The sequence below is a fragment of the Aestuariirhabdus litorea genome (assembly GCF_003864255.1).
In the GTDB taxonomy this organism is placed as follows: Bacteria; Pseudomonadota; Gammaproteobacteria; order Pseudomonadales; family Aestuariirhabdaceae; genus Aestuariirhabdus; species Aestuariirhabdus litorea.
On sequence record NZ_QWEZ01000002.1, the window covers coordinates 1,325,895 to 1,345,392 of the forward strand.

The window sequence follows — 19,498 nt, forward strand, 5'->3', positions numbered from 1 at the left end:
TATCCGCAGGGGCCCTCGGCGGGCCGGGCACCACGGTAACTTAAGGCAGACAGAAATTGATGAAAGCGATGATCCTTGCCGCGGGGCTGGGTACGCGGATGCGTCCCCTGACCCTGACCACCCCCAAACCCCTGGTGCCGGTGGCGGGTAAACCGCTGATTGAGTATCACCTGGAGCGCCTGGCGCGGGCGGGAATCCGCCAGCTGGTAATCAACCACGCCTGGCTCGGTGAGCAGCTGGAAGCCCGGCTCGGCGATGGCAGCCGTTGGAACCTGGAGATCGCCTACTCGGCGGAACCGGAACCACTGGAGACCGGCGGCGGGGTGTTCAGGGCGCTGCCGCTGCTGGGGGAGGCCCCTTTCCTGCTGATCAACGGCGACGTCTGGTGTGACCTGCCCCTGGATCGCTTGCCGACGCAGCTGGAGCACGGACAGCTGGCGCACCTGGTGCTGGTGGATAATCCGCCCCACCATCCGGATGGGGATTTCCGGCTTGATGGGGGGCGGGTCTCCAGTGGGGAGGGGGCACGTCTCACCTTTAGCGGCATCAGCCTGATCGACCCGCGCCTGTTTCAGGGGTGCGAGGCGGGGGCGTTTGCACTGGCCCCCCTGCTGCGTCAGGCTATGGCTGATGGGCGGGTCGGTGGTGAGCACTATCGAGGTCGTTGGGTGGATGTGGGGACGATGGAGCGCCTGCGGGAACTCGAGGAAGAATTGGTCAGTTTAAACGGTGGAGAGCGGTAACTATGTGGGTCGGAACCATTATTGGGGCGGCGTTGGGGTTTGTGTGGGGGGGGCCCTTTGGCGCGCTGCTGTTGGGGTTGATCGGCCACTGGTTCGACCGCGGTCGCCAGTGGCGGGTGATCAATGGTGGCGGGGCCGGCGGAGGATTTGCCCGTGCCAGCAGTGCCACGGCACAAACCGCTTTCTTTAATGCCACCTTCAAGGTGATGGGCAAGCTGGCCAAGGCCGATGGACGGGTATCGGAGAGCGAGATCCAGCTGGCGAGCGCGTTGATGGACCACATGCGCCTGACCGACGAGCAGCGCCGTGCGGCCATCGCCCTGTTCAATGAGGGCAAACGGGAGGGCGCCGATATCTCTGCCGAACTGGCGGCCCTCCGGGCGAGCGCCCGGGGCAGCAGCCTGATCCAGATGTTCGTCGAATTACAGTTGCAGGCCGCCTACGCTGATGGCGCCATGAGTGAAGCCGAACTGGGGGTGTTGCTGCGCGCCTGTGATGCCCTCGGCCTCAGCCGTTTCGCTTTTGAGCTGATTCATCAGCGCTTTCAGGCCCAGCGTGCCTTCCATTCCCGCTCCCGGCAGCAGGAGGGTGCACAGCGTCCCTCGCCGCAGCAGGAGATCAATAATGCCTACGCGGTATTGGGGGTTCAAAGCAGCGTCAGTGACAGTGAACTCAAGCGGGCCTACCGCAAGCTGATGAACCAGCACCACCCCGACAAACTGGTCGCCAAGGGGCTGCCCAAGGAGATGATGGAGGTGGCCAAGGAGAAGGCACAGGAGATTCAGGCTGCCTACGAGCTGCTTCGCTCCCATCGCAAGCGGCGTTAGCTCCCCGCTAGCGTGGGCCACCCGGGTAGCGGTTTAGCCAGCTTCCCACCGCTTTAAGGAGACGTGACCCCGAGGCTTCGGTGTCGTTCTGGGGTCCCTCCAGCGGTCGTGAAAAGTAGTGGTTGTTGTTGGCCCGGCGGGCCGCGGCCAGTCGCTCGGAAGCCGGCTCCTGCTGTTGCTGGCCGTAATGGAGGTCGAGGGTGAGGGTGGGGAACTGCTCCAGCTGTTTAATAAGGTTTCCCTCAGGATCGTTTTCCGCATTGATCAGCACCAGGGCCGCCCACGGACTCTTCTGTTCGGCGAGGGTGGCCATGGCAGGGGCCGCGCTGCCCCCCACGAGCAGCAGAACCTGGTGGCTGATCCCCAGGCTGGTGAGGTGTTCGCTGGCGCTGTTGATGCGCCCCCCCAGCCAGCGCTGGTAGGCCTGTTGAGCCTCCCGGCGCAGGGACTGTTCCACGCTTTTGCCCGCTTCGCCGCTGGCCGAGTCTGTCTCGGCTGCTTCCGGGGGAGTGGGGGCGGGTAGGGGCGGTGGCGCCAGGCTCAGGCTGTGCCACCCCTGGTCGGGGAGAGCATCGCGCAAGGGTGCGACCAGCTGCGGCCAGTCAGCGTGCTGGCCCGGGGCCGCCAACAGGATGACACCGCCACGATCCCGGCTGCTGCGGCGGGCCTGGTAGAGTGCAATAAAGTTGCCCTCGGCCGATGGCAGCTCAACCAGGTCGCTGCCCTGGTAGCGGGTGATGAGTTCGCGGTTGAAGCGGGTTTGTGCCGACTCGGGTGTTACCCGCTCCGCTGCCTGGCCAGCGTCGGCGGGCGGTGCCTCCTCGGCGGCGCCGAGGGGGGAGATAAACCACAGAAGCAGGCAGATGAGCGGGTAAGCAGCGGGCATGGCGAATCCGTTTCGCGAATCGGGGAAAGCTGGGAGCTTGCGCGCACCCATTGGGCTACAATAGGCTTTTTTTATGACCAGCTCAACGAGACACCACCGATGAAAGAGTTCCTGATCGCCCCCAGCATCCTCTCCGCCGATTTTGCCCGCCTCGGCGAGGAGGTCGACAATGTCCTGGCCGCCGGCGCCGATATCGTCCACTTCGATGTGATGGATAACCACTATGTACCCAACCTGACGATCGGCCCGATGGTGTGTGCGGCGCTGCGCAAACACGGGGTCAGCGCCCCTATTGATGTGCACCTGATGGTCAAGCCGGTGGACAGCATGATCGCCAGCTTTATCGATGCCGGCGCCAGTTACATCACCTTTCACCCGGAGGCCTCGGAGCATATCGATCGCTCCCTGCAGATGATCCGCGACGGCGGCTGCAAGGCGGGTCTGGTGCTGAACCCGGCCACCCGTCTCGATTGCCTCGAGCACGTCATGGACAAGTTGGATATGGTGCTGCTGATGTCGGTCAACCCCGGCTTTGGCGGACAGAAGTTCATCCCCCATACCCTCAATAAACTGCGCCAGGCGCGCCAACTGATCGATGCCAGTGGCCTCGACATTCGCCTGGAGATCGATGGCGGGGTATCGGTAGCCAATATTCGCGAGATCGCTGAGGCTGGTGCCGACACCTTTGTGGCGGGCTCGGCGATCTTTGGTGCCGACGATTACGCTGCCACCATCGCTGCTATGCGTTCGGAGTTGGCGGCGGTGCGTTGAGGATTATTTGTGCGCTCCTCTAGGATTGCAGGGGCGCTTCGGGTAAGCTCTGATTTGTTTTATATATCGAACATGATGTAAATAATAATTACCTTTTGGGAGGCGCTGAATGCTGACATTAAACGATACGGGGCTGCTGAAGACCCGGGCCTACATCGACGGCCAGTGGGTGGGTGCCGACACGGGATCGGAATTTGCGGTATTCAACCCCGCTAACGGTGAGACCCTGGCCCAGGTGGCCGACCTCGGGGCCGAGGAGACTCGTCGTGCCATCGAGGCCGCTGATCGCGCCGGCGTGGAGTGGCGCAAGACCACTGCCAAGCAGCGTGCCGGACTGCTGCGGCGCTGGTTTGACCTGATCATGCAGCACCAGGAGGATCTGGCGCAGATCATGACCGCCGAGCAGGGCAAGCCGCTGGCTGAAGCCCGGGGCGAAGTGGCCTACGGCGCCTCCTTCGTGGAGTGGTTCGCCGAGGAGGCCAAGCGGGTCTACGGCGACACCATCCCCTCCCCGAGTAACGACAAGCGGCTGGTGACCATTCGCCAGCCGATCGGTGTGGTGGCGGCCATCACCCCCTGGAATTTCCCCAATGCGATGATCACCCGTAAGGTGGCACCGGCCCTGGCGGCGGGCTGCACGGCGGTGGTCAAGCCCGGCGAGGACACCCCGCTGTCGGCCCTGGCGCTGGCGGAGCTGGCCAAGCGCGCCGGTATCCCGGCCGGTGTCTTCAATGTGGTGACCAGCAACAATGCGCCCGTCGTGGGTACCGAACTGTCCACCAGTCCGCTGGTGCGCAAGCTCTCCTTTACCGGCTCTACCCGGGTGGGCAAGCTGCTCATGAGCCAGTGCGCGGGCACCGTCAAGAAGGTCGCCCTGGAGCTGGGGGGGAATGCGCCCTTTATCGTGTTCGACGATGCCGACCTGGATGCTGCGGTGGCCGGGGCCATGGCCTCCAAGTACCGCAACGCGGGCCAGACCTGCGTCTGCGCCAATCGCTTCCTGGTGCAGGAGGGGGTTTATGAGGAGTTCGCCCGTCGTTTCGCCGCCGCCATCGCCCAGCTCAAGGTGGGGGATGGGGTTGAGGAGGGGGTGACCACCGGCCCGCTGATCAATCGCCAGGCGCAGGAGAAGGTAAGCTCCCTGGTGCAGGGGGCCCTGGATGAGGGGGCAACCCTGGTGTGCGGTGGTGCCCCGGACGCGCGTGGAGGCAACTTTTACCAGCCGACCCTGCTGACCGGTGTCACCCAGCAGATGACCATCTCCAGTGAGGAGATTTTTGGACCGGTGGCAACCCTGATCCCCTTCAGGACCGAGGAGGAGGCGATCGCCATGGCCAATGACACCCCCTACGGCCTGGCGGCCTACTTCTATGCGCGCGATATCGGCCGTGTGTGGCGGGTCTCCGAGGGGCTGGAGTACGGCATCGTTGGTATTAACGAGGGGATCATCTCCAACGAGATGGCCCCCTTCGGTGGCGTTAAGGAGTCCGGTATCGGCCGCGAAGGTTCCCGTTACGGGATCGATGACTTTGTCGAGATCAAGTATCTCTGCATGGGTGGCATCTAGGTTGATGGTCCATGCCTGTCGTCGCCGGGGCGGCGAGAGGGGATGATGCGCAGCCTGTTTGGTGGTCAGCTGCCCGCCGCGGTGATCTACGACCTCGACGGTACCCTGGTGGACTCGGTGCCCGACCTGCACTCTGCAGTGGAGCGGTTCCAGCAGCAGCTGGGGCTGCCCACCGCCAGTGAGTGCGAGGTGCGTGACTGGGTCGGTAACGGCGCGGCCAGGCTGGTGGAGCGGGCGCTGGCGGCCAGCGCGGGGGAGCGAGCCGAGGCGTTGTTCCCCGCCGCCATGGAGGCCTTTATGGTCGCCTATGCCGACACCAACGGCCGCCGGGCACGACTCTACGAGGGGGTGCGGCCCGTGCTGGAGGCCCTCGCCGCCGAGGGGGTTCCCCAGGCGCTGGTGACCAACAAGCCGTTGGCCTTTACCCATCCGCTGCTGGAAAAACTGGGGATCGCTTCCTATTTCAGCCCGGTGCTGGGGGGGGACAGCCTGCCCGCCAAGAAGCCTGACCCGGCCCCGCTGAGGGCCGTGGCGGAGACTCTCGGGGTGGCGCCCGAGCGCTGCCTGATGGTGGGGGATTCGCGCAATGACTTGTTGGCGGCGCGGGCCGCCGGTATGCCGGTTGCCTGTGTCAGCTACGGTTATAACCATGGTGAGCCGATCGCGGTCAGTTGCCCTGACCTGCTGGTTGATTCACTGCTCAAGCTGCTATAGGGTAGCGGCTATTACGCCGACGGGCTCGCGTCGGCTGCGGAGGGAGAGCCTCCGCCTATCCAATGGAGAACAGAGTGAGTCAGGTCATAAAAGTGGGCGCAAACGGGCGTCGATGGGCACGGGGATTAAGCTGGCGATGGTGCATCCGCTGCTGAATACACCGCTATTAACTCCCCAATCCCTGACCTAAGGACTCGAGATGAATCCCGACACATTTTCCCAGCTGGCCCAGGCCGGCTTCAACCGTATCCCCGTGATGCGTGAAGTACTGGCCGACCTGGACACCCCCCTCAGCGCTTACCTCAAACTGGCCGACGGCCCTTACTCCTATCTGTTCGAATCGGTACAGGGTGGGGAGAAGTGGGGGCGCTACTCCATCATCGGCCTGCCCTGCCAGACGGTGCTCAAGGCCCAGGGCAATCGGGTGACGGTGGAGGAACGGGGCGAGGTGATCGAGGAGCACCAGTGCGAAGATCCGCTGGCCTTCGTTGAGGAGTTTAAACGCCGTTACCGGGTGGCCGAGCCGGAGCAGCTGCCCCGCTTTAACGGCGGTCTGGTGGGCTATTTCGGCTACGACTGTGTGCGCTATATCGAGCCCAAGCTGGCGGCGGGTATGCCTGAGGATGACCTGGGTAACCCTGACCTGCTGTTGATGCTGTCGGACGAGGTGGTGGTGTTCGACAACCTCAGTGGCAAGATCATCTTTATCTGCCACGTGGATCCGGCCGAGCGTAACGCCCTGACCCGTGCCGAACAGCGCCTCGACATGCTGGTGGACAAGCTGCAAAGCGGACGCATCGCGGATCTGCGGGTCAACTCCCGTCGTCCCCTGGTGGAGAACGACTTCGAGTCGGCCTTCGGTCAGGCCGAGTTCGAAGCGGCGGTGGAGCGGATCAAGGAGTATATCCTGGCCGGTGACGCTATGCAGGTGGTGGTTTCGCAGCGCATGAGCGTGCCCTTCAGCGAGCCGCCTCTTAACCTCTACCGCGCCCTGCGCTGCCTCAACCCCTCCCCCTACATGTATTTCCTCAACCTCGATGGCTTCCACATCGTGGGTTCCTCACCGGAGATCCTGGCCCACCTTGAGGAGGGGCAGGTGACGGTGCGGCCGATCGCTGGCACTCGCAAGCGTGGCCTGACCGAGGAGCAGGACCGGGCCCTGGAGGCGGACCTGCTGGCCGACCCCAAGGAGATCGCCGAACATCTGATGCTGATCGACCTGGGACGCAACGACGTGGGACGGGTTGCAGAGATTGGCAGCGTTGAGCTCACCGACAAGATGGTGATCGAGCGATACTCCCATGTGATGCACATCGTCTCCAACGTGCAGGGCAAGTTGAAGCCCGGGCTGGGGGCAATGGATGTACTGCGCGCGACCCTGCCGGCCGGTACCCTGAGCGGTGCCCCCAAGATTCGTGCGATGGAGATCATCGACGAACTGGAGCCGGTCAAACGCGGCGTCTACGGGGGTGCGGTGGGCTACCTCTCCTGGAGCGGCAACATGGACACCGCCATCGCCATCCGTACCGCGGTGATCAAGGATCAGCGCCTCTATATCCAGGCCGGTGCCGGGGTGGTGGCCGATTCGGTACCCCGGTTGGAGTGGGAGGAGACCATGAACAAGGGGCGCGCCATCTTCCGCGCCGTGGCCATGGTACAGAACGCCCTCGAACACTGACCGCTCCGGAGTACTGACAATGTTATTGATGATCGACAACTACGACTCCTTCACCTTCAACGTGGTGCAGTACCTCGGCGAGCTGGGGGCAGAGGTGCGGGTCTACCGTAATGACGAGATCAGCATCGAGCAGATCGAGGCGCTGGCGCCCGAGCGGATCGTGATCTCACCGGGCCCCTGTACCCCCAACGAGGCGGGCATCTCCATGGAGGTGATTCGCCACTTCGCCGGCCGTTTGCCGCTGCTGGGGATCTGCCTCGGGCACCAGAGCATCGGCCAGGTGTTTGGCGGGCGCATCGTGCGTGCGCGCCAGGTGATGCACGGCAAGGTATCACCGGTCTACCACCTCAATGGGGGCGTCTTCGAGGGGCTCTCCAACCCCCTTACCGCCACCCGTTACCATTCGCTGGTGATCGAGCGCGAGAGCTTGCCCGACTGTCTCGAGATCACCGCCTGGACCCAGCACGAAGATGGCTCCGTGGATGAGATCATGGGGGTGCGCCACCGCGAGCTGGCGATCGAAGGGGTACAGTTTCACCCCGAATCCATATTGACCGAGCAGGGCCATGAACTATTGGCCAATTTCCTGCGCCAGCCGGCCACGGCATCCTAGGCGGACCACCCATACAGGATCGAACAGAGCATGGATATCAAATACGCCATCAGTAACGTCACCGAGCACCTCGACCTCAGCCGTGAGGAGATGGAGGCGGTAATGACGCAGATAATGACCGGCCAGTGCACCGATGCGCAGATCGCCGCCTTCCTTATCGCCCTGCGCATGAAGTCGGAGTCGATCGAGGAGATCACCGGCGCCGCCAAGGTGATGCGCGAGCTGGCCACCCCGGTGGTGGTCAACGCCAGGCCGCTGGTGGATATCGTCGGCACCGGCGGGGATGGCGCCAACCTCTTTAACGTCTCCACCGCCGCCTCCTTTGTGGTGGCCGCGGCCGGCGGCCATGTGGCCAAGCACGGTAACCGTGCCGTCTCCAGCAGCTCCGGCAGCGCCGATGTGCTGGAGGCCGCCGGCATCGAGCTGGGGATGAGCCCCGATCAGGTGGGACGTGCGGTGGAGCAGATCGGGGTCGGCTTTATGTTTGCACCGGCCCACCACGGCGCCATGAAGCACGCCATCGGCGTGCGCCGTGAGCTGGGGTTGCGTACCATCTTCAATATCCTGGGCCCCATGACCAATCCGGCGGGCGTCAAGCGCCAGCTGATCGGGGTGTTCAGCAAGAAGCTCTGTCGCCCCATGGCGGAGGTGCTCAAGCAGCTCGGTAGCGAGCATATCCTGGTGGTCCACGCCGAGGACGGGCTCGACGAGATCAGCCTCGCCACCGCCACCCACGTAGCGGAACTGAAGGATGGCAAGGTCAGCGAGTACAGCATCACCCCCGAGGCACTGGGAATCGAAAGTCGCAGCCTGATCGGACTGGAGGTCTCCACCGCAGTGGAGAGCCTGGACCTGATCAAGGAGGCGCTGGGCAAGGAGCCTGGCAAGAACGCCGGCAAGGCGGCCGATATTATTGCCCTCAACGCTGGTGCCGCTATCTACGTGGCGGGGCTGTCCAGTACCCTGGCCGATGGTGTTGCCATGGCCCAGGATGCGATCGCCAGTGGCCTGGCGCTCGCCAAGATCAGCGAGCTGGCCAGCTTCAGCCGTTATGCCACCCAAAGCGAGGAGTAGGGCCGCATGAGCCGTAGCGATACCCCCACCATTTTGCGCAACATCCTCGCCCGCAAGGCCGAGGAGGTCGCCGAGCGGCGAGCCCTGCGCCCGATCGAGCAGCTTGCGGAGCAGGCCCAACAGGCAGACCCGGTGCGTGGCTTTGCCGCCGCCCTGGCGCGTCGGGTCGAGCAGCGCGAGGCGGCGGTGATCGCCGAGATCAAGAAGGCCTCCCCCAGCAAGGGGGTGATCCGCGCCGATTTCCATCCCGCCGAGATCGCCGTCAGCTACGAGCGTGGCGGCGCCGCCTGCCTCTCGGTGCTGACCGATATCGATTTCTTCCAGGGTGCCGATGGCTACCTGCAGCAGGCGCGTGCCGCCTGCTCGCTGCCGGTGATCCGTAAGGACTTCATGATCGACCCCTACCAGGTGGTGGAGGCGCGGGCCCTCGGGGCCGACTGCATCCTGCTGATCGCCGCCGCCCTCGACGATGCCACCATGGCGTCCCTCAACGAGACCGCCCTGGGGCTGGGGCTGGACGTGCTGATTGAGGTGCACAACGAGGCGGAGCTGAAGCGTGCCCTGCCGCTGGGTAACCGCCTGATCGGTATCAACAACCGTGACCTGCACAGCTTTGAGGTCAGCCTCGACAACACCTATCGCCTGCTGGATGCCATCGGTGACGACCGTATTGTGGTCACTGAAAGCGGCATTCACTGCCGTGAAGATGTCACCGCCATGATCGAGCGGGAGGTCTACGGATTCCTGGTGGGGGAGGCCTTTATGCGGGCTGACGACCCCGGTGCGCGCCTGGCGCAGCTGTTTTTCCCCGCCGCCTGACCCTCTCTGTGCCCGTGGCGGGCGTCGGCTCGTCGCTCGCCCCCAGCAATCACCGCATCTTCGTTTGAGCCGCCCGGTCAGGCCGGGCGGCTTGCGTCGTCCCCATATGAATGCCATTAAAGGCGACTTGAAAATAAGGACCAGCAACCTCGGCCTGTCCTTGCTATGATCGGCAAAACAACAAGGGAAACCACCCTATGAGCGAGAAAAAAGCCGGCTTTTCAACCACCTGCGTCCATGCCGGGGTTGCCCCCGATGCCACCCACCAGGCGATCATGACCCCCATTTTCCAGACCTCCACCTATGTGCAGGACGCGCCGGGGCAGGCCAAAACCTACGACTACGCCCGCGCCGGCAACCCTACCCGCACCGCGCTGGAGCAATCCCTGGCAGCGCTGGAAGGGGCCCGTCACGGCATCAGCTACGCCTCGGGGCTGGCGGCGGTGCAGGCAGTAGTGCAGATCCTCGAGCCAGGCAGCCATGTGTTGGTGTGTGATGATGTGTACGGTGGCTCCGGCCGCCTCTTCCGCCGGCTGTTTGCCAAGTACGGTATCGAGTTCGACTTTGTCGATATGACCCAGCCGGAGTCGGTGATTGCCGGCTACCTGAAGGCGAACACCCGCCTGCTGTGGGTGGAGTCGCCCACCAACCCGCTGTTGAAGATCATCGATATCGCCCAGCTGGCGCGCCTTACCCGCCCGCGGGGCATTCCGCTGGTGGTGGATAACACCTTCGCCTCCCCCGCCTTCCAGTCTCCGCTGGCGCTGGGGGCCGATATAGTGATGCACAGTGTCACCAAGTACATCGGCGGCCACAGCGATGTGGTGGGGGGCTGCCTGATGCTCAACGACGACGCGCTCCACGAACAGCTGCGCTTTGTGCAGTTTGCCGGCGGTGCGGTGAACGCTCCCATGGACTGCTTCTTCCTGCTGCGCAGTATCAAGACCCTGGCACTGCGCATGGAGCGGCACCAGCACAATGCGCTGGCGCTGGCCCGGGCGCTGGAGTCGATGGAGGCCTTCGAGCAGGTGATCTACCCGGGGCTTGAATCCCATCCCCAGCATGCCCTGGCGGCGCAACAGATGAGCGGGTTTTCCGGCATGATCTCGGTGCGCATCAAGGGCGGGTTCGAGGTGGCCAGCCGCTTTATGCAGTCCCTCGAGCTGTTTGCTCTGGCGGAGAGCCTGGGGGGGGTCGAGTCGTTGGTCAACCACCCCGAAACCATGACCCACGCTTCGGTGCCACCGGCGCTGCGCGAGCAGCTCGGTATCAGCGGCGACCTGATCCGCTTCTCGGTGGGAATCGAGGATGTCGAGGACCTGATCGCCGACGTGGAGCAGGCGCTGGCGCGGACTCTGGACTAGGTTGTCCACCTCGCTCCTCCGCCCGCCAGGAGCTCGGGGGGGGAGCGCAGTCTATACTTGCTGTCCGGGCAGTCGCGCCCCGAGGGGCGCGCTGAGGGTTGAGAGGCGGCAACTGTAGGGGGGAGGCGATGGTTAGGGGTGAACTGTTTAGGTTGGCGGATCGCCTGAACACCAGCTTTTGGTTTATTCCGCTGCTGATGTCGTCACTGAGCATCGGTTTTGCCTGGGTGACGCTGGCGCTTGAGGAGCCGGTGACCAGCTGGATGGCGGACCACCTGCAGTGGCGATTCAGCGCCGAGGCGGAAGGGGTCAGCGCTGTACTGCAGGTGGTGGCCAGCTCCATGATCACCATGGCCGGCGTGGTCTTCTCCATGACCCTGGTGGCCCTCTCCCTGGCCTCCTCCCAACTGGGGCCACGCCTGTTGCGCAACTTTATGAGTGACACACCCACCCAGCTGGTGCTGGGCACCTTTATCTCGACGTTTCTCTACTGCCTGGTGGTGCTGCGGGCGGTTCGCCGTTCGGAGGAGTTGGCCTTTGTCCCCCATCTGTCGGTGATGGTCGGCGTGCTGCTGGCGGTGGCCAGCGTCGGGGTGTTTATCTATTTCATCCACCATGTGTCGGTTTCCATCCAGGCGAATGAGGTCGCTGGCCGCATCGGCAGGGAGCTGATTGAGAGTGCCGACCAGCTGTTCCCCGCAGGGGAGGGGGGAGAGGGGCCAGAGCCCGATGCTGAGCTGCTGGAGAGCATGGGGCGGGAGTCTGCCCCCTTTTATGCGCAGGCCGATGGTTATCTGCAGTTTGTGGATGTAGCCGCGTTGATTGCCCTGGCCCGGCAGGAAGATCTGGTGTTCCGGCTGGAGGTTCAACCGGGACGCTATGTGATCGCCGGCACCCCACTGTTGCGGGTCTGGCCACCGAACCGGCTGACCCGGGCGCTGGTCGAGCCGCTGCAGGGTTGCTTCGTGCAGGGACGGCAACGAACCCGCGCCCAGGACATTGAGCACGGTGTGGAACAGTTGGTGGAGGTGGCACTGCGGGCACTCTCCCCCAGCCTCAATGACCCCTTTACGGCAATGACCTGTATCGATCACCTGGGGGCAGCGCTTTCCCGTCTGGCGGCCGGGGAACTGCCCTCTCCCTACCGCTACGACGACCAGCAACGGCTGCGATTGATCGCACCCGCCGACAACTTTGTGGCTATTGCCAGCGCCGCCTTCGCCCCGATTCGTCAGCACAGCGGTGGCAGTGCGGCCGTTAACCTTCACCTGCTCGACACCCTTGCACAGATCATCGGGTTTACCCGCCGTCCGCAAGATCGCGCGGTGCTGATGGAGCAGGGGCAGATGATCGCACACCGCGCCCGGGAGGGGGGCTTTGACGCCCAGGTCAGCGAACAGCTGCAGCAGCGCTGGGAGACCCTGGAAGCGCAGTGCCCCAACATCGCCAGCGCCTGATGAACCCTGACCATAAGGGCGGCGCCCTCGGGCTGGAAAATAGGCCAGCCTGCTGGTCGCCAGCGGAGGATAAACCCAGTACACTGGCGCCCCTTTGGGGGCATCAGGCCCCGCTCCCCTCTTCGTATTCAGGTCCCCCATGAAAAAAACCTTCTCCCTGACCCATAGCACCATCAAATACCCGCGCCTTATTGAGGCGGTGAAACACGAGGTGAAAAAATACCTCAAGCGCGAGCGCAACAAGGCGTTACCGGCGGGCGCTGATTACTGGGCCTTCGATTGTCGCATCGGGGCTACCGAAGCGGAGGCTGAGGCGATCCATGTGGCCGAGATCAACAAGCGGATCGACGGGGTGGAACAGCAGCAGCTAACGGCTTTCTACCTGGAGATCCTGGCCCGCCCCGCCCAGCGCCAGCCGCGCGAGCCTTTAGCCGACGCCCCCCTGCAGGAGGGGTCTGCACCCGACGCCGAGGAGTAACTCCCCCGCTTGCCCCAAAGGAGCCCGCATGACCCGCGTTGACCACTACATTGAGCAGGGCGCCGGTGAGCCGATCCTGTTCGTGCACGGCTCCTACGCGACCCCCTCCACCTGGAGGCGGATCATCGAAGGGGTGGGCCCCGGTCACCACTGCATCGCTATCAAACTGCCGGGCCACGGCGGAGCCCCCGAGCCGGAGGATTTTGACGCCCCTACCATCGAGACGGAGCTGGCGTTGATCGAGTCGGTGGTCAGCCGCCTGACCGACCGTCCGATCCATCTGGTGGGGCACTCCTACGGCGGCGTGGTGGCACTGGCCCTGGCGCTCAAGGGTTCGCTGCCGATCGCCGAGATGACCCTGTTCGAACCGGTAGCGGTATGGGTCCTGAAACTGCTTCAGGATCAGGAGATGGTAACGCGGGTAGAGCAGTTCCTGGCCGCTTACTTCGAGGCAGCGGCTCGCCAGGAGCCCGACGCCTGCGGGCGGGTAATCGATTTCTGGGGCGGCGGCGAGCTGTTTGCGCGCTTGCCCGCGTCGGTGCAGGCCGCCATGGTACCGCTGCTGGACAACAACCTGCGCCACTGGCAGATCTGCACCCGGCTCGATTACGACCGCGCCGCGCTGTCCCGCTGTACCCTGCCCACCCGCCTCGTGTGCGGCAGTGACTCCAACCCGGTGGCCCACGCCATTATCGACCATCTGGCGCGGGAACTGCCCTGCAGCCAACGCTACCAGATAACGGGAGCAAACCACGCCCTGGTCACCAGCCACCCCGAACAGTGCCTGGCGATCCTGAGTGAACCGTTGGCTCGTTCCGGGGACTGAGCGAGTGGCAGGGAGCAAACAGCAAAGCGAATCCCGCCCCAGCTGCTAGAGTTCCATAAGGCCTGCCTCCCGCCAACGTGTCCATCCTGTTTGCGGCTGAACGGGCCCGCTCAGCGTCCCGGTAACCAGGTGGTCGACCTGTGCCGGCGACTCAGCCGTCGACAGGGGGTGATATGAACGAGACACGAACCGGCAAGCCCATCAGCTGCCAGACGCCGGAAGCGGCGCTCCTCTACCAGCAGGGGGTGGATCGCATCCTGGGCTCGGAGTCGGGGGCTGCCGAGTTGCTGGATATGGCCCTTGAACGGGACCCGCAGTTTGCCCTGGCGGCGGTGGCGCGCTATCTGGTGGCGCAGGATTGTGGTGAGGCCGATAGCCAGCGATTTCGTGATCAGGCTGTGCAGGCCGCACAGGGCGCCAGCGCTTGGGAGTGGGAGCATACAGAGCTGCTGATCGGCCTTATCGATCACCACGGGGCGAACCGCGAGCGGGCACTGGCCTACATTGAAACCACTCCCACCGACCTGTTGGTGATCTCCAAACTGACGGGAAACCTGTTTTTTTATGACGGCCCCCGTAAGCTGGAAACGGTGCTGGAGGTGTTCGAGTCGGTCGCCCCCGCGCTGGGTGACGACTGGGCCCTGCTGGCGCGGCTGGGATTCGCTGCCAGTGAAGCGGGGCAGCATCAGCGCGGGCGCGAGCTGCTGGAGCGCGCACTCGAACTCAGGCCCCAGTCCCTCTTCTCAGTCCATGCACTGGCCCACCTGTTGCACGATGAGGGGGCACCGGTGGAGTCTGCCGCACTGTTGAATGGATGGCTCAGTGAGTACGAGGAGGGTGCCCGTGAGGGGCAGATGTATGGCCATGTGCAGTGGCACCTGGCGCTGTCCGAGTGGCAGGTGGGGCAACGCGAGGTGGCCTGGCAGCGCTACCTCGCCTACTGTGCACCCGCTACCACCACCTGCGGTCCGGTGCTGACCCTGGCTGACTGTGGCGGTTTCCTGCTACGGGACTACCTGCAAAGCGGCGAACCCCGTCCGCTGGACGCCGCGGTGCGGGCCCATATCGAACGGGTCTGGGGCATGCTGGGCCACCCCTTTATCGCCCTCCATGTCGCGGGGCTGATGGCCTGCGCCGCTGACCGCGAGGGGCTCAAGCGCTGCGAGGAGGCGGTTGCCGCCAGCGGCGAAGGGCCCAACCGGGAGCGGGCCCTTGCCCTGGTCAGCGCCCTTCGGGATTTTACCGAGGGGGAATACGAGGGGGCGGCCCGGACCCTGGCAACCCTTGGCCCGGGTGATCGCATCGGCATCGGCGGCAGCAATGTCGAACGGATTCTGGTGGAGCTGATCGAATCCGCTTGCCAGGAGCGGGCCAACGCCGCCCCGTGACAGGCGTTGCCCGGTGAGAACGTCGGACCCTCGGCGGGTGCCTCATCGTGATTCCGCGGTTGCGGCAGGGCTCAATAGGGTCTGGCCATCTATAATCAGGTCTGTGCCGCCGTTGAGGTTCCTGTGTTTTCAGCGTTGACTCCCAGTCTGTTTGCCTTCGGCCTCGCCGCGTTGGCGATCGTTGTGGCCGGCAGCCGTTTGGCCAAAATGGCCGATGAGCTGGCGGATCGAACGGGGCTGGGAGAGGCGGTATTCGGCGTCTTGCTGCTGGCCGGTGTGACCTCATTGCCGGATTTCGCCGCGACCCTGAGTGCGGCCCTGGATGCCCGCCCCGATCTTGCCATGAGTAATGTCATGGGGAGCATGGCGGTCAACCTGCTGTTTCTGGGTATCGCCGACATTTTTTACCGCAAAGCGAACCTGGAGCACGCGGCCGCCTCCCCGGTGAACCTGATGCTGGCGGCTTTGTTGATTGTATTGCTGACCCTGCCGCTACTGGCTATCCTCACGCCCCCCCTTAGCTGGTGGCGGGTGCACCCGATTACGCCGCTGATCGTGGGCGCCTACATTTTCGGCCTGCACCTGGTTAATCGCACCCAGGAAAGGCCGATGTGGATTGCCCGTGTGACCCGCGAAACCGTACCCGACCAGCCGGAAAAGCACCATCAGGGAAGTGCCAGCCGGGTGTGGGGCGAGTTTGTGCTGATGGCAACGGTGACCGGCCTCGCCGGCTGGGTGTTGATGGAGGCGGCCAAGGGGATCGCCGACCAGAGTGGGCTGTCCGATGGCCTGGTCGGTGGCCTGCTGACCGCGCTGGCTACCTCCACCCCTGAACTGGTCACCACCATCGCGGCGGTACGGCTGGGGGCGTTGACCCTCGCCGTCAGTAATATCTTTGGCACCAACTGTTTCAATATGCTGGTGGTGGCGGCCGCCGATGCGGGCTACGCCGAGGGTTCCATCTACCACGATATGGCGCCGGTGCAGATGACCTGGGGGTTGATCAGTATCCTGATGACCGCCATCCTGCTGTTGGGCATGGTGCGGCGGGAGACCTACGGCATCGGCCGCATCGGTTTTGAGAGCGCGCTGATTCTGGGGGTGTACTCCGTTGCCCTCACCATTGTGGTGGCCAATGGTTAGGGAGAGGCGGCTGGCGGCGGTGGCGCCTCTCAAGTGAATCTGCCATGGAGTCGTTTTTTTCGGGATGAGCGGGTCATTGATGAGCGATAAGGGGTGTGCAATGGGTGGCCATGTCGGCTTCAGGCAGGGGGTTCTGCTGCTCCTGCTGCTGGGGTTGGTGGCCTGTGATGCGGGGACTGAAGGGGGCGCGGCCGCAGAGCCCCAAAGAGAGGCTGAACTCAGCAGTGAGGCTGAGCCTAATGGGGTGGCTGAACCCACGCAGGAGGCTGAAACAATTAGGGAGGCCGAGCCCACGCAGCAGGCTGAACCCGGTAGGGAGACTGAACCCACCCAGGCGTCCGGACCTTCCATAAGTCGTCAGTCTGAGGAGAGCAAGGACCCCAGGGTGATACTCGACCTCAGCCTGCCCAGGCAGGCGGTCCCTGCTCCCGGGGAGCTCAAGACCCCTGCCGCGGAAAACCTCCTGCCGGACCTGTTTGGCAACAAGAAAGAGGAGAACAAAAGCCCCGCCAGCCTGGGCGGTAAGCTGCTGATCGACCGCTCAAACCCCGATGCGGTGGATGCCGTTGAGGGTGCGGAGCTGTCCATCGAAATCAAGACGCAATAGAGCGTACCCGGGTCCTGAATCTTAGGGCTGCAGAAATTGGCAGACCCCTTCCCCCGCCAGGCGCCCGGTCGCGAAGCAGGCGGTGAGCAGGTAGCCGCCGGTGGGGGCCTCCCAGTCCAGCATCTCGCCGGCGCAGAAGACACCCGGCAGGGCGTTGAGCATCAACTGCGGGTCGAGGCTGGTTTCGCACACGCCACCGGCGCTGGAGATCGCCTCCTCAATGGGGCAGACCCCGTCGAAGGTGACCGGCAGTGCCTTGATGGCGGCGGCGAGATGGCGGGGGTCCTGCAACTGCTCTCGCTCGACGCATTCGTAAAGCAGCGCTGCCTTGACACCCTGCAGGCCAACACTGCGTTTGAGGTATTTGGCGAAGGATTCCTTGGGTTTCTTACGTTGCAGTCGTGTGAGGAGCTGCGCCTCACTCTGGCTGGGTAGCAGGTCGATCAGCAGCTCTGCCCGGCCGTCCCGGTTGATGGCATCGCGCAGGTGCTTGGAGAAGGCGTAGATCAGGCTGCCCTCCATGCCGTAGTGGCTGAGGATGCACTCCCCCTCCCGGCTGACCGGCTGGCCGCCCTGGGGGGTAAACTGGAAGGCGATGTTCTTGAGGGGGCTGCCCCCATGTTGCTCTTTCAGGCGGGGGCTCCAGCTGCAGAGAAGACCGCAGTTGGCACTTTGCAGGGGCTCGATCTCGACCCCGGCGCGGGCCAAAAATGCCTGCCAGGCGCCATCGGACCCCAGTTTGGGCCAGCTGCCGCCCCCCAGGGCCAGTACCACCGCGTCGGCCTCCACCACCCGCCGTTTCCCCTCGTGCTCAAACTCCAGCTGGTGCTGGTCGAGATCCAGCAGGCGGTGCTTCATATGGAACTCGACCCCCGCTTCCCGCAGCCGCCTCAACCAGCTGCGCAGCAGCGGAGCGGCTTTCATATCCCGCGGAAAGACGCGCCCCGAACTGCCGACAAAGGTCTCGATCCCGAGCTCGTGCACCCAGCCACGCAGGGCATCGGCGTCAAAGCGGCGCAGGGCCCGGTCGAGCCAGTCGGCCTTTTCGTAGTAGCGTTGGATAAACTGGGGGTAGGGCTCGGAATGGGTGATGTTCATGCCGCCGATCCCGGCCAGCAGGAACTTGCGGCAGGCGCTGGGCTTGGCATCGAACACCTGCACCCGGTAGCCAGCGGCGCGGATCACCTCGGCGGCCATCAACCCCGCGGGGCCGGCCCCTACCACCACCACGGATCGCGCGTGCTGCACCCTTGATACCCTCTCCAAAAAAGGGGGATCATAAACAAAAGCACCGCCGATAGACAGCGTCGGGCGCCCTGTTTGGCGGCGAGCGGCCCTGCTCCGGATCAGGAAGAGGCGCAACACAATGGAACACCCATCATCAGGCAATATCCCCCGGGTCCTCTATCTGGCTCACGGCGGCGGGCCACTGCCACTGTTGGGGGACGAAGGCCATAGGGAGATGGTGGCGACCCTGGCGTCAATCAGGGAGCGGCTCGAACGCCCCTCGCTGATCCTGGTGATCAGCGCCCACTGGGAGACGCCCGTTGCCACCCTCACCGCCGGCGCGGCGCCCCCGCTCCTCTACGATTACTACGGCTTTCCCCCCGAGGCCTATCGTCTGCAGTACCCGGCGCCCGGCGCGCCGGAGTGGGCCGCACGGCTTCAGGCCCAACTGGCCGAGGCCGGTGTCGAGGTGGCGCTGGATCGGCAGCGGGGCTTTGATCACGGGTTTTTTGTGCCCCTGAGCCTGCTCTATCCCGAGGCCGATATCCCCTGCCTGCAGCTCTCGCTGCTGGATTCCCTCGACCCGCGCCGGCACATCGAGCTGGGGCGTGCGCTGGGCAGGGCGCTGGCGGCGATTGACCCGCCCAATGTGCTGGTGGTGGGGTCGGGGATGTCGTTCCACAATATGCGGGCCTTTTTTGCCTCGCCCTCGGAGGCCGACCGGGCGCAGAACCACGACTTTGAGCGCTGGCTGCGGGAGACCTGCTCCGACCCGGCGTTGTCGGAGGCGGAGCGGGCCGAGCGGCTGGAGCAGTGGGTCGAGGCCCCCGGGGCGCGGTACTGTCATCCCCGGGAGGAGCACCTGCTGCCATTGCAGCTCTGTTATGGGGTGGCGGGGCGAGCCGCTAGTGAGTGTTTTGAGCTTGAGGTGTTGAATAAGAAGGTGAGTATGTATTTGTGGTAGGTGCTTCTGGGTGCCTGTGGCTGTAGGTGTGCCGCTGGCCAGTTCGGGTTCTGCCTGATTGCAGAACCTGCTGGGAAATCCCAACTCGGTAGGGCGCTTTTGGCGTTATGGGTTGTGGTTAATTGAATGCTTTGCCCGAAGCACCGTTTATGTGGGGGCGCCTTCGGCGCGAGGGGTTATGCCTGGCGGCAGGCATCTTGTCGGGACGCACCCCGACGGGTGCCTTAAGGGGGCGGATCGCCGCCCCCTTAAGAATCCCCCCGACCCCACTTCACCGGCCTTCGGCTTCACGGCGTCACCCCTGGCTGTGTCGGGCGGGCCGAGGGGGCATCCTGCCCCCACGCCCCGGGGC

19 protein-coding genes are annotated in these 19,498 nt (G+C 64.4%); 17 read left to right on the forward strand and 2 right to left on the reverse strand.

Features of this window, described 5'->3' with window-relative positions:
• The first annotated feature begins 59 nt into the window (after nt 1–59).
• Together murU and djlA are read left to right on the forward strand one after the other, a co-directional pair.
• Nucleotides 60–743 (forward strand): N-acetylmuramate alpha-1-phosphate uridylyltransferase MurU, encoded by a 684-nt coding sequence (murU, locus tag D0544_RS16245; protein WP_125018007.1) that lies wholly within the window; start codon nt 60–62, stop codon nt 741–743.
• 2 nt (nt 744–745) lie between these two features.
• Nucleotides 746–1,570 (forward strand): co-chaperone DjlA, encoded by an 825-nt coding sequence (djlA, locus tag D0544_RS16250; protein ID WP_125018009.1) that lies wholly within the window; start codon nt 746–748, stop codon nt 1,568–1,570.
• Nucleotides 1,571–1,577: 7 nt separating this feature from the next.
• On the opposite strand, the gene D0544_RS16255 is transcribed toward djlA, so the two are convergent.
• Nucleotides 1,578–2,456, reverse strand: a complete 879-nt coding sequence (locus tag D0544_RS16255) for a DUF3530 family protein (protein ID WP_164880956.1) — start codon at nt 2,454–2,456, stop codon at nt 1,578–1,580.
• A 99-nt stretch (nt 2,457–2,555) separates the two neighbouring features.
• On the opposite strand from D0544_RS16255, the gene rpe reads away from it, so the two are divergent.
• From rpe to D0544_RS16325, 14 genes are all read left to right on the forward strand, one after another.
• Nucleotides 2,556–3,227 (forward strand): ribulose-phosphate 3-epimerase, encoded by a 672-nt coding sequence (gene rpe, locus D0544_RS16260; RefSeq protein WP_125018013.1) that lies wholly within the window; start codon nt 2,556–2,558, stop codon nt 3,225–3,227.
• Nucleotides 3,228–3,336: 109 nt separating this feature from the next.
• Complete coding sequence (locus D0544_RS16265; protein WP_125018014.1) at nt 3,337–4,794, forward strand: NAD-dependent succinate-semialdehyde dehydrogenase; 1,458 nt, start codon at nt 3,337–3,339, stop codon at nt 4,792–4,794.
• A 42-nt stretch (nt 4,795–4,836) separates the two neighbouring features.
• On the forward strand, nt 4,837–5,508 hold the full coding sequence (locus D0544_RS16270) for a phosphoglycolate phosphatase (RefSeq protein WP_341538858.1): 672 nt from the start codon (nt 4,837–4,839) through the stop codon (nt 5,506–5,508).
• Between the two features lie 199 nt (nt 5,509–5,707).
• Entirely contained in the window at nt 5,708–7,186 is a 1,479-nt protein-coding gene (gene trpE / locus D0544_RS16275) for an anthranilate synthase component I (protein WP_125018016.1), read from the forward strand.
• A 19-nt stretch (nt 7,187–7,205) separates the two neighbouring features.
• Nucleotides 7,206–7,799 carry an anthranilate synthase component II gene (locus D0544_RS16280; protein WP_125018018.1) on the forward strand — a complete coding sequence of 198 codons (594 nt, stop codon included), beginning with the start codon at nt 7,206–7,208 and terminating at the stop codon, nt 7,797–7,799.
• A gap of 30 nt (nt 7,800–7,829) precedes the next feature.
• Nucleotides 7,830–8,873 (forward strand): anthranilate phosphoribosyltransferase, encoded by a 1,044-nt coding sequence (trpD, locus tag D0544_RS16285; protein ID WP_125018020.1) that lies wholly within the window; start codon nt 7,830–7,832, stop codon nt 8,871–8,873.
• Between the two features lie 6 nt (nt 8,874–8,879).
• Nucleotides 8,880–9,692 (forward strand): indole-3-glycerol phosphate synthase TrpC, encoded by an 813-nt coding sequence (trpC, locus tag D0544_RS16290; RefSeq protein ID WP_125018022.1) that lies wholly within the window; start codon nt 8,880–8,882, stop codon nt 9,690–9,692.
• A 197-nt stretch (nt 9,693–9,889) separates the two neighbouring features.
• Nucleotides 9,890–11,056: a trans-sulfuration enzyme family protein gene (locus D0544_RS16295; RefSeq protein ID WP_125018024.1), complete on the forward strand. Its 1,167-nt coding sequence runs from the start codon at nt 9,890–9,892 to the stop codon at nt 11,054–11,056.
• A gap of 128 nt (nt 11,057–11,184) precedes the next feature.
• A complete protein-coding gene (locus D0544_RS16300) occupies nt 11,185–12,513 on the forward strand; it encodes a DUF2254 domain-containing protein (protein ID WP_125018026.1) in 1,329 nt (442 codons plus the stop codon).
• Between the two features lie 139 nt (nt 12,514–12,652).
• The gene (locus D0544_RS16305) at nt 12,653–12,991 is read left to right on the forward strand and encodes a DUF6172 family protein (RefSeq protein WP_125018028.1); all 339 of its coding nucleotides are present in this window, start codon (nt 12,653–12,655) and stop codon (nt 12,989–12,991) included.
• 28 nt (nt 12,992–13,019) lie between these two features.
• On the forward strand, nt 13,020–13,817 hold the full coding sequence (locus D0544_RS16310) for an alpha/beta fold hydrolase (RefSeq protein ID WP_125018030.1): 798 nt from the start codon (nt 13,020–13,022) through the stop codon (nt 13,815–13,817).
• Nucleotides 13,818–13,990: 173 nt separating this feature from the next.
• Nucleotides 13,991–15,205 (forward strand): tetratricopeptide repeat protein, encoded by a 1,215-nt coding sequence (locus tag D0544_RS16315; protein WP_125018032.1) that lies wholly within the window; start codon nt 13,991–13,993, stop codon nt 15,203–15,205.
• Nucleotides 15,206–15,328: 123 nt separating this feature from the next.
• Nucleotides 15,329–16,348: a sodium:calcium antiporter gene (locus D0544_RS16320; RefSeq protein WP_125018034.1), complete on the forward strand. Its 1,020-nt coding sequence runs from the start codon at nt 15,329–15,331 to the stop codon at nt 16,346–16,348.
• A gap of 64 nt (nt 16,349–16,412) precedes the next feature.
• A complete protein-coding gene (locus D0544_RS16325) occupies nt 16,413–16,955 on the forward strand; it encodes a hypothetical protein (RefSeq protein ID WP_125018036.1) in 543 nt (180 codons plus the stop codon).
• A gap of 21 nt (nt 16,956–16,976) precedes the next feature.
• On the opposite strand, the gene D0544_RS16330 is transcribed toward D0544_RS16325, so the two are convergent.
• Complete coding sequence (locus tag D0544_RS16330) at nt 16,977–18,203, reverse strand: TIGR03862 family flavoprotein (protein WP_243647354.1); 1,227 nt, start codon at nt 18,201–18,203, stop codon at nt 16,977–16,979.
• Between the two features lie 118 nt (nt 18,204–18,321).
• Between D0544_RS16330 and D0544_RS16335 the strand changes: the two genes are divergently transcribed.
• Nucleotides 18,322–19,146: a DODA-type extradiol aromatic ring-opening family dioxygenase gene (locus D0544_RS16335; protein WP_125018040.1), complete on the forward strand. Its 825-nt coding sequence runs from the start codon at nt 18,322–18,324 to the stop codon at nt 19,144–19,146.
• Nucleotides 19,147–19,498 lie beyond the last annotated feature (352 nt).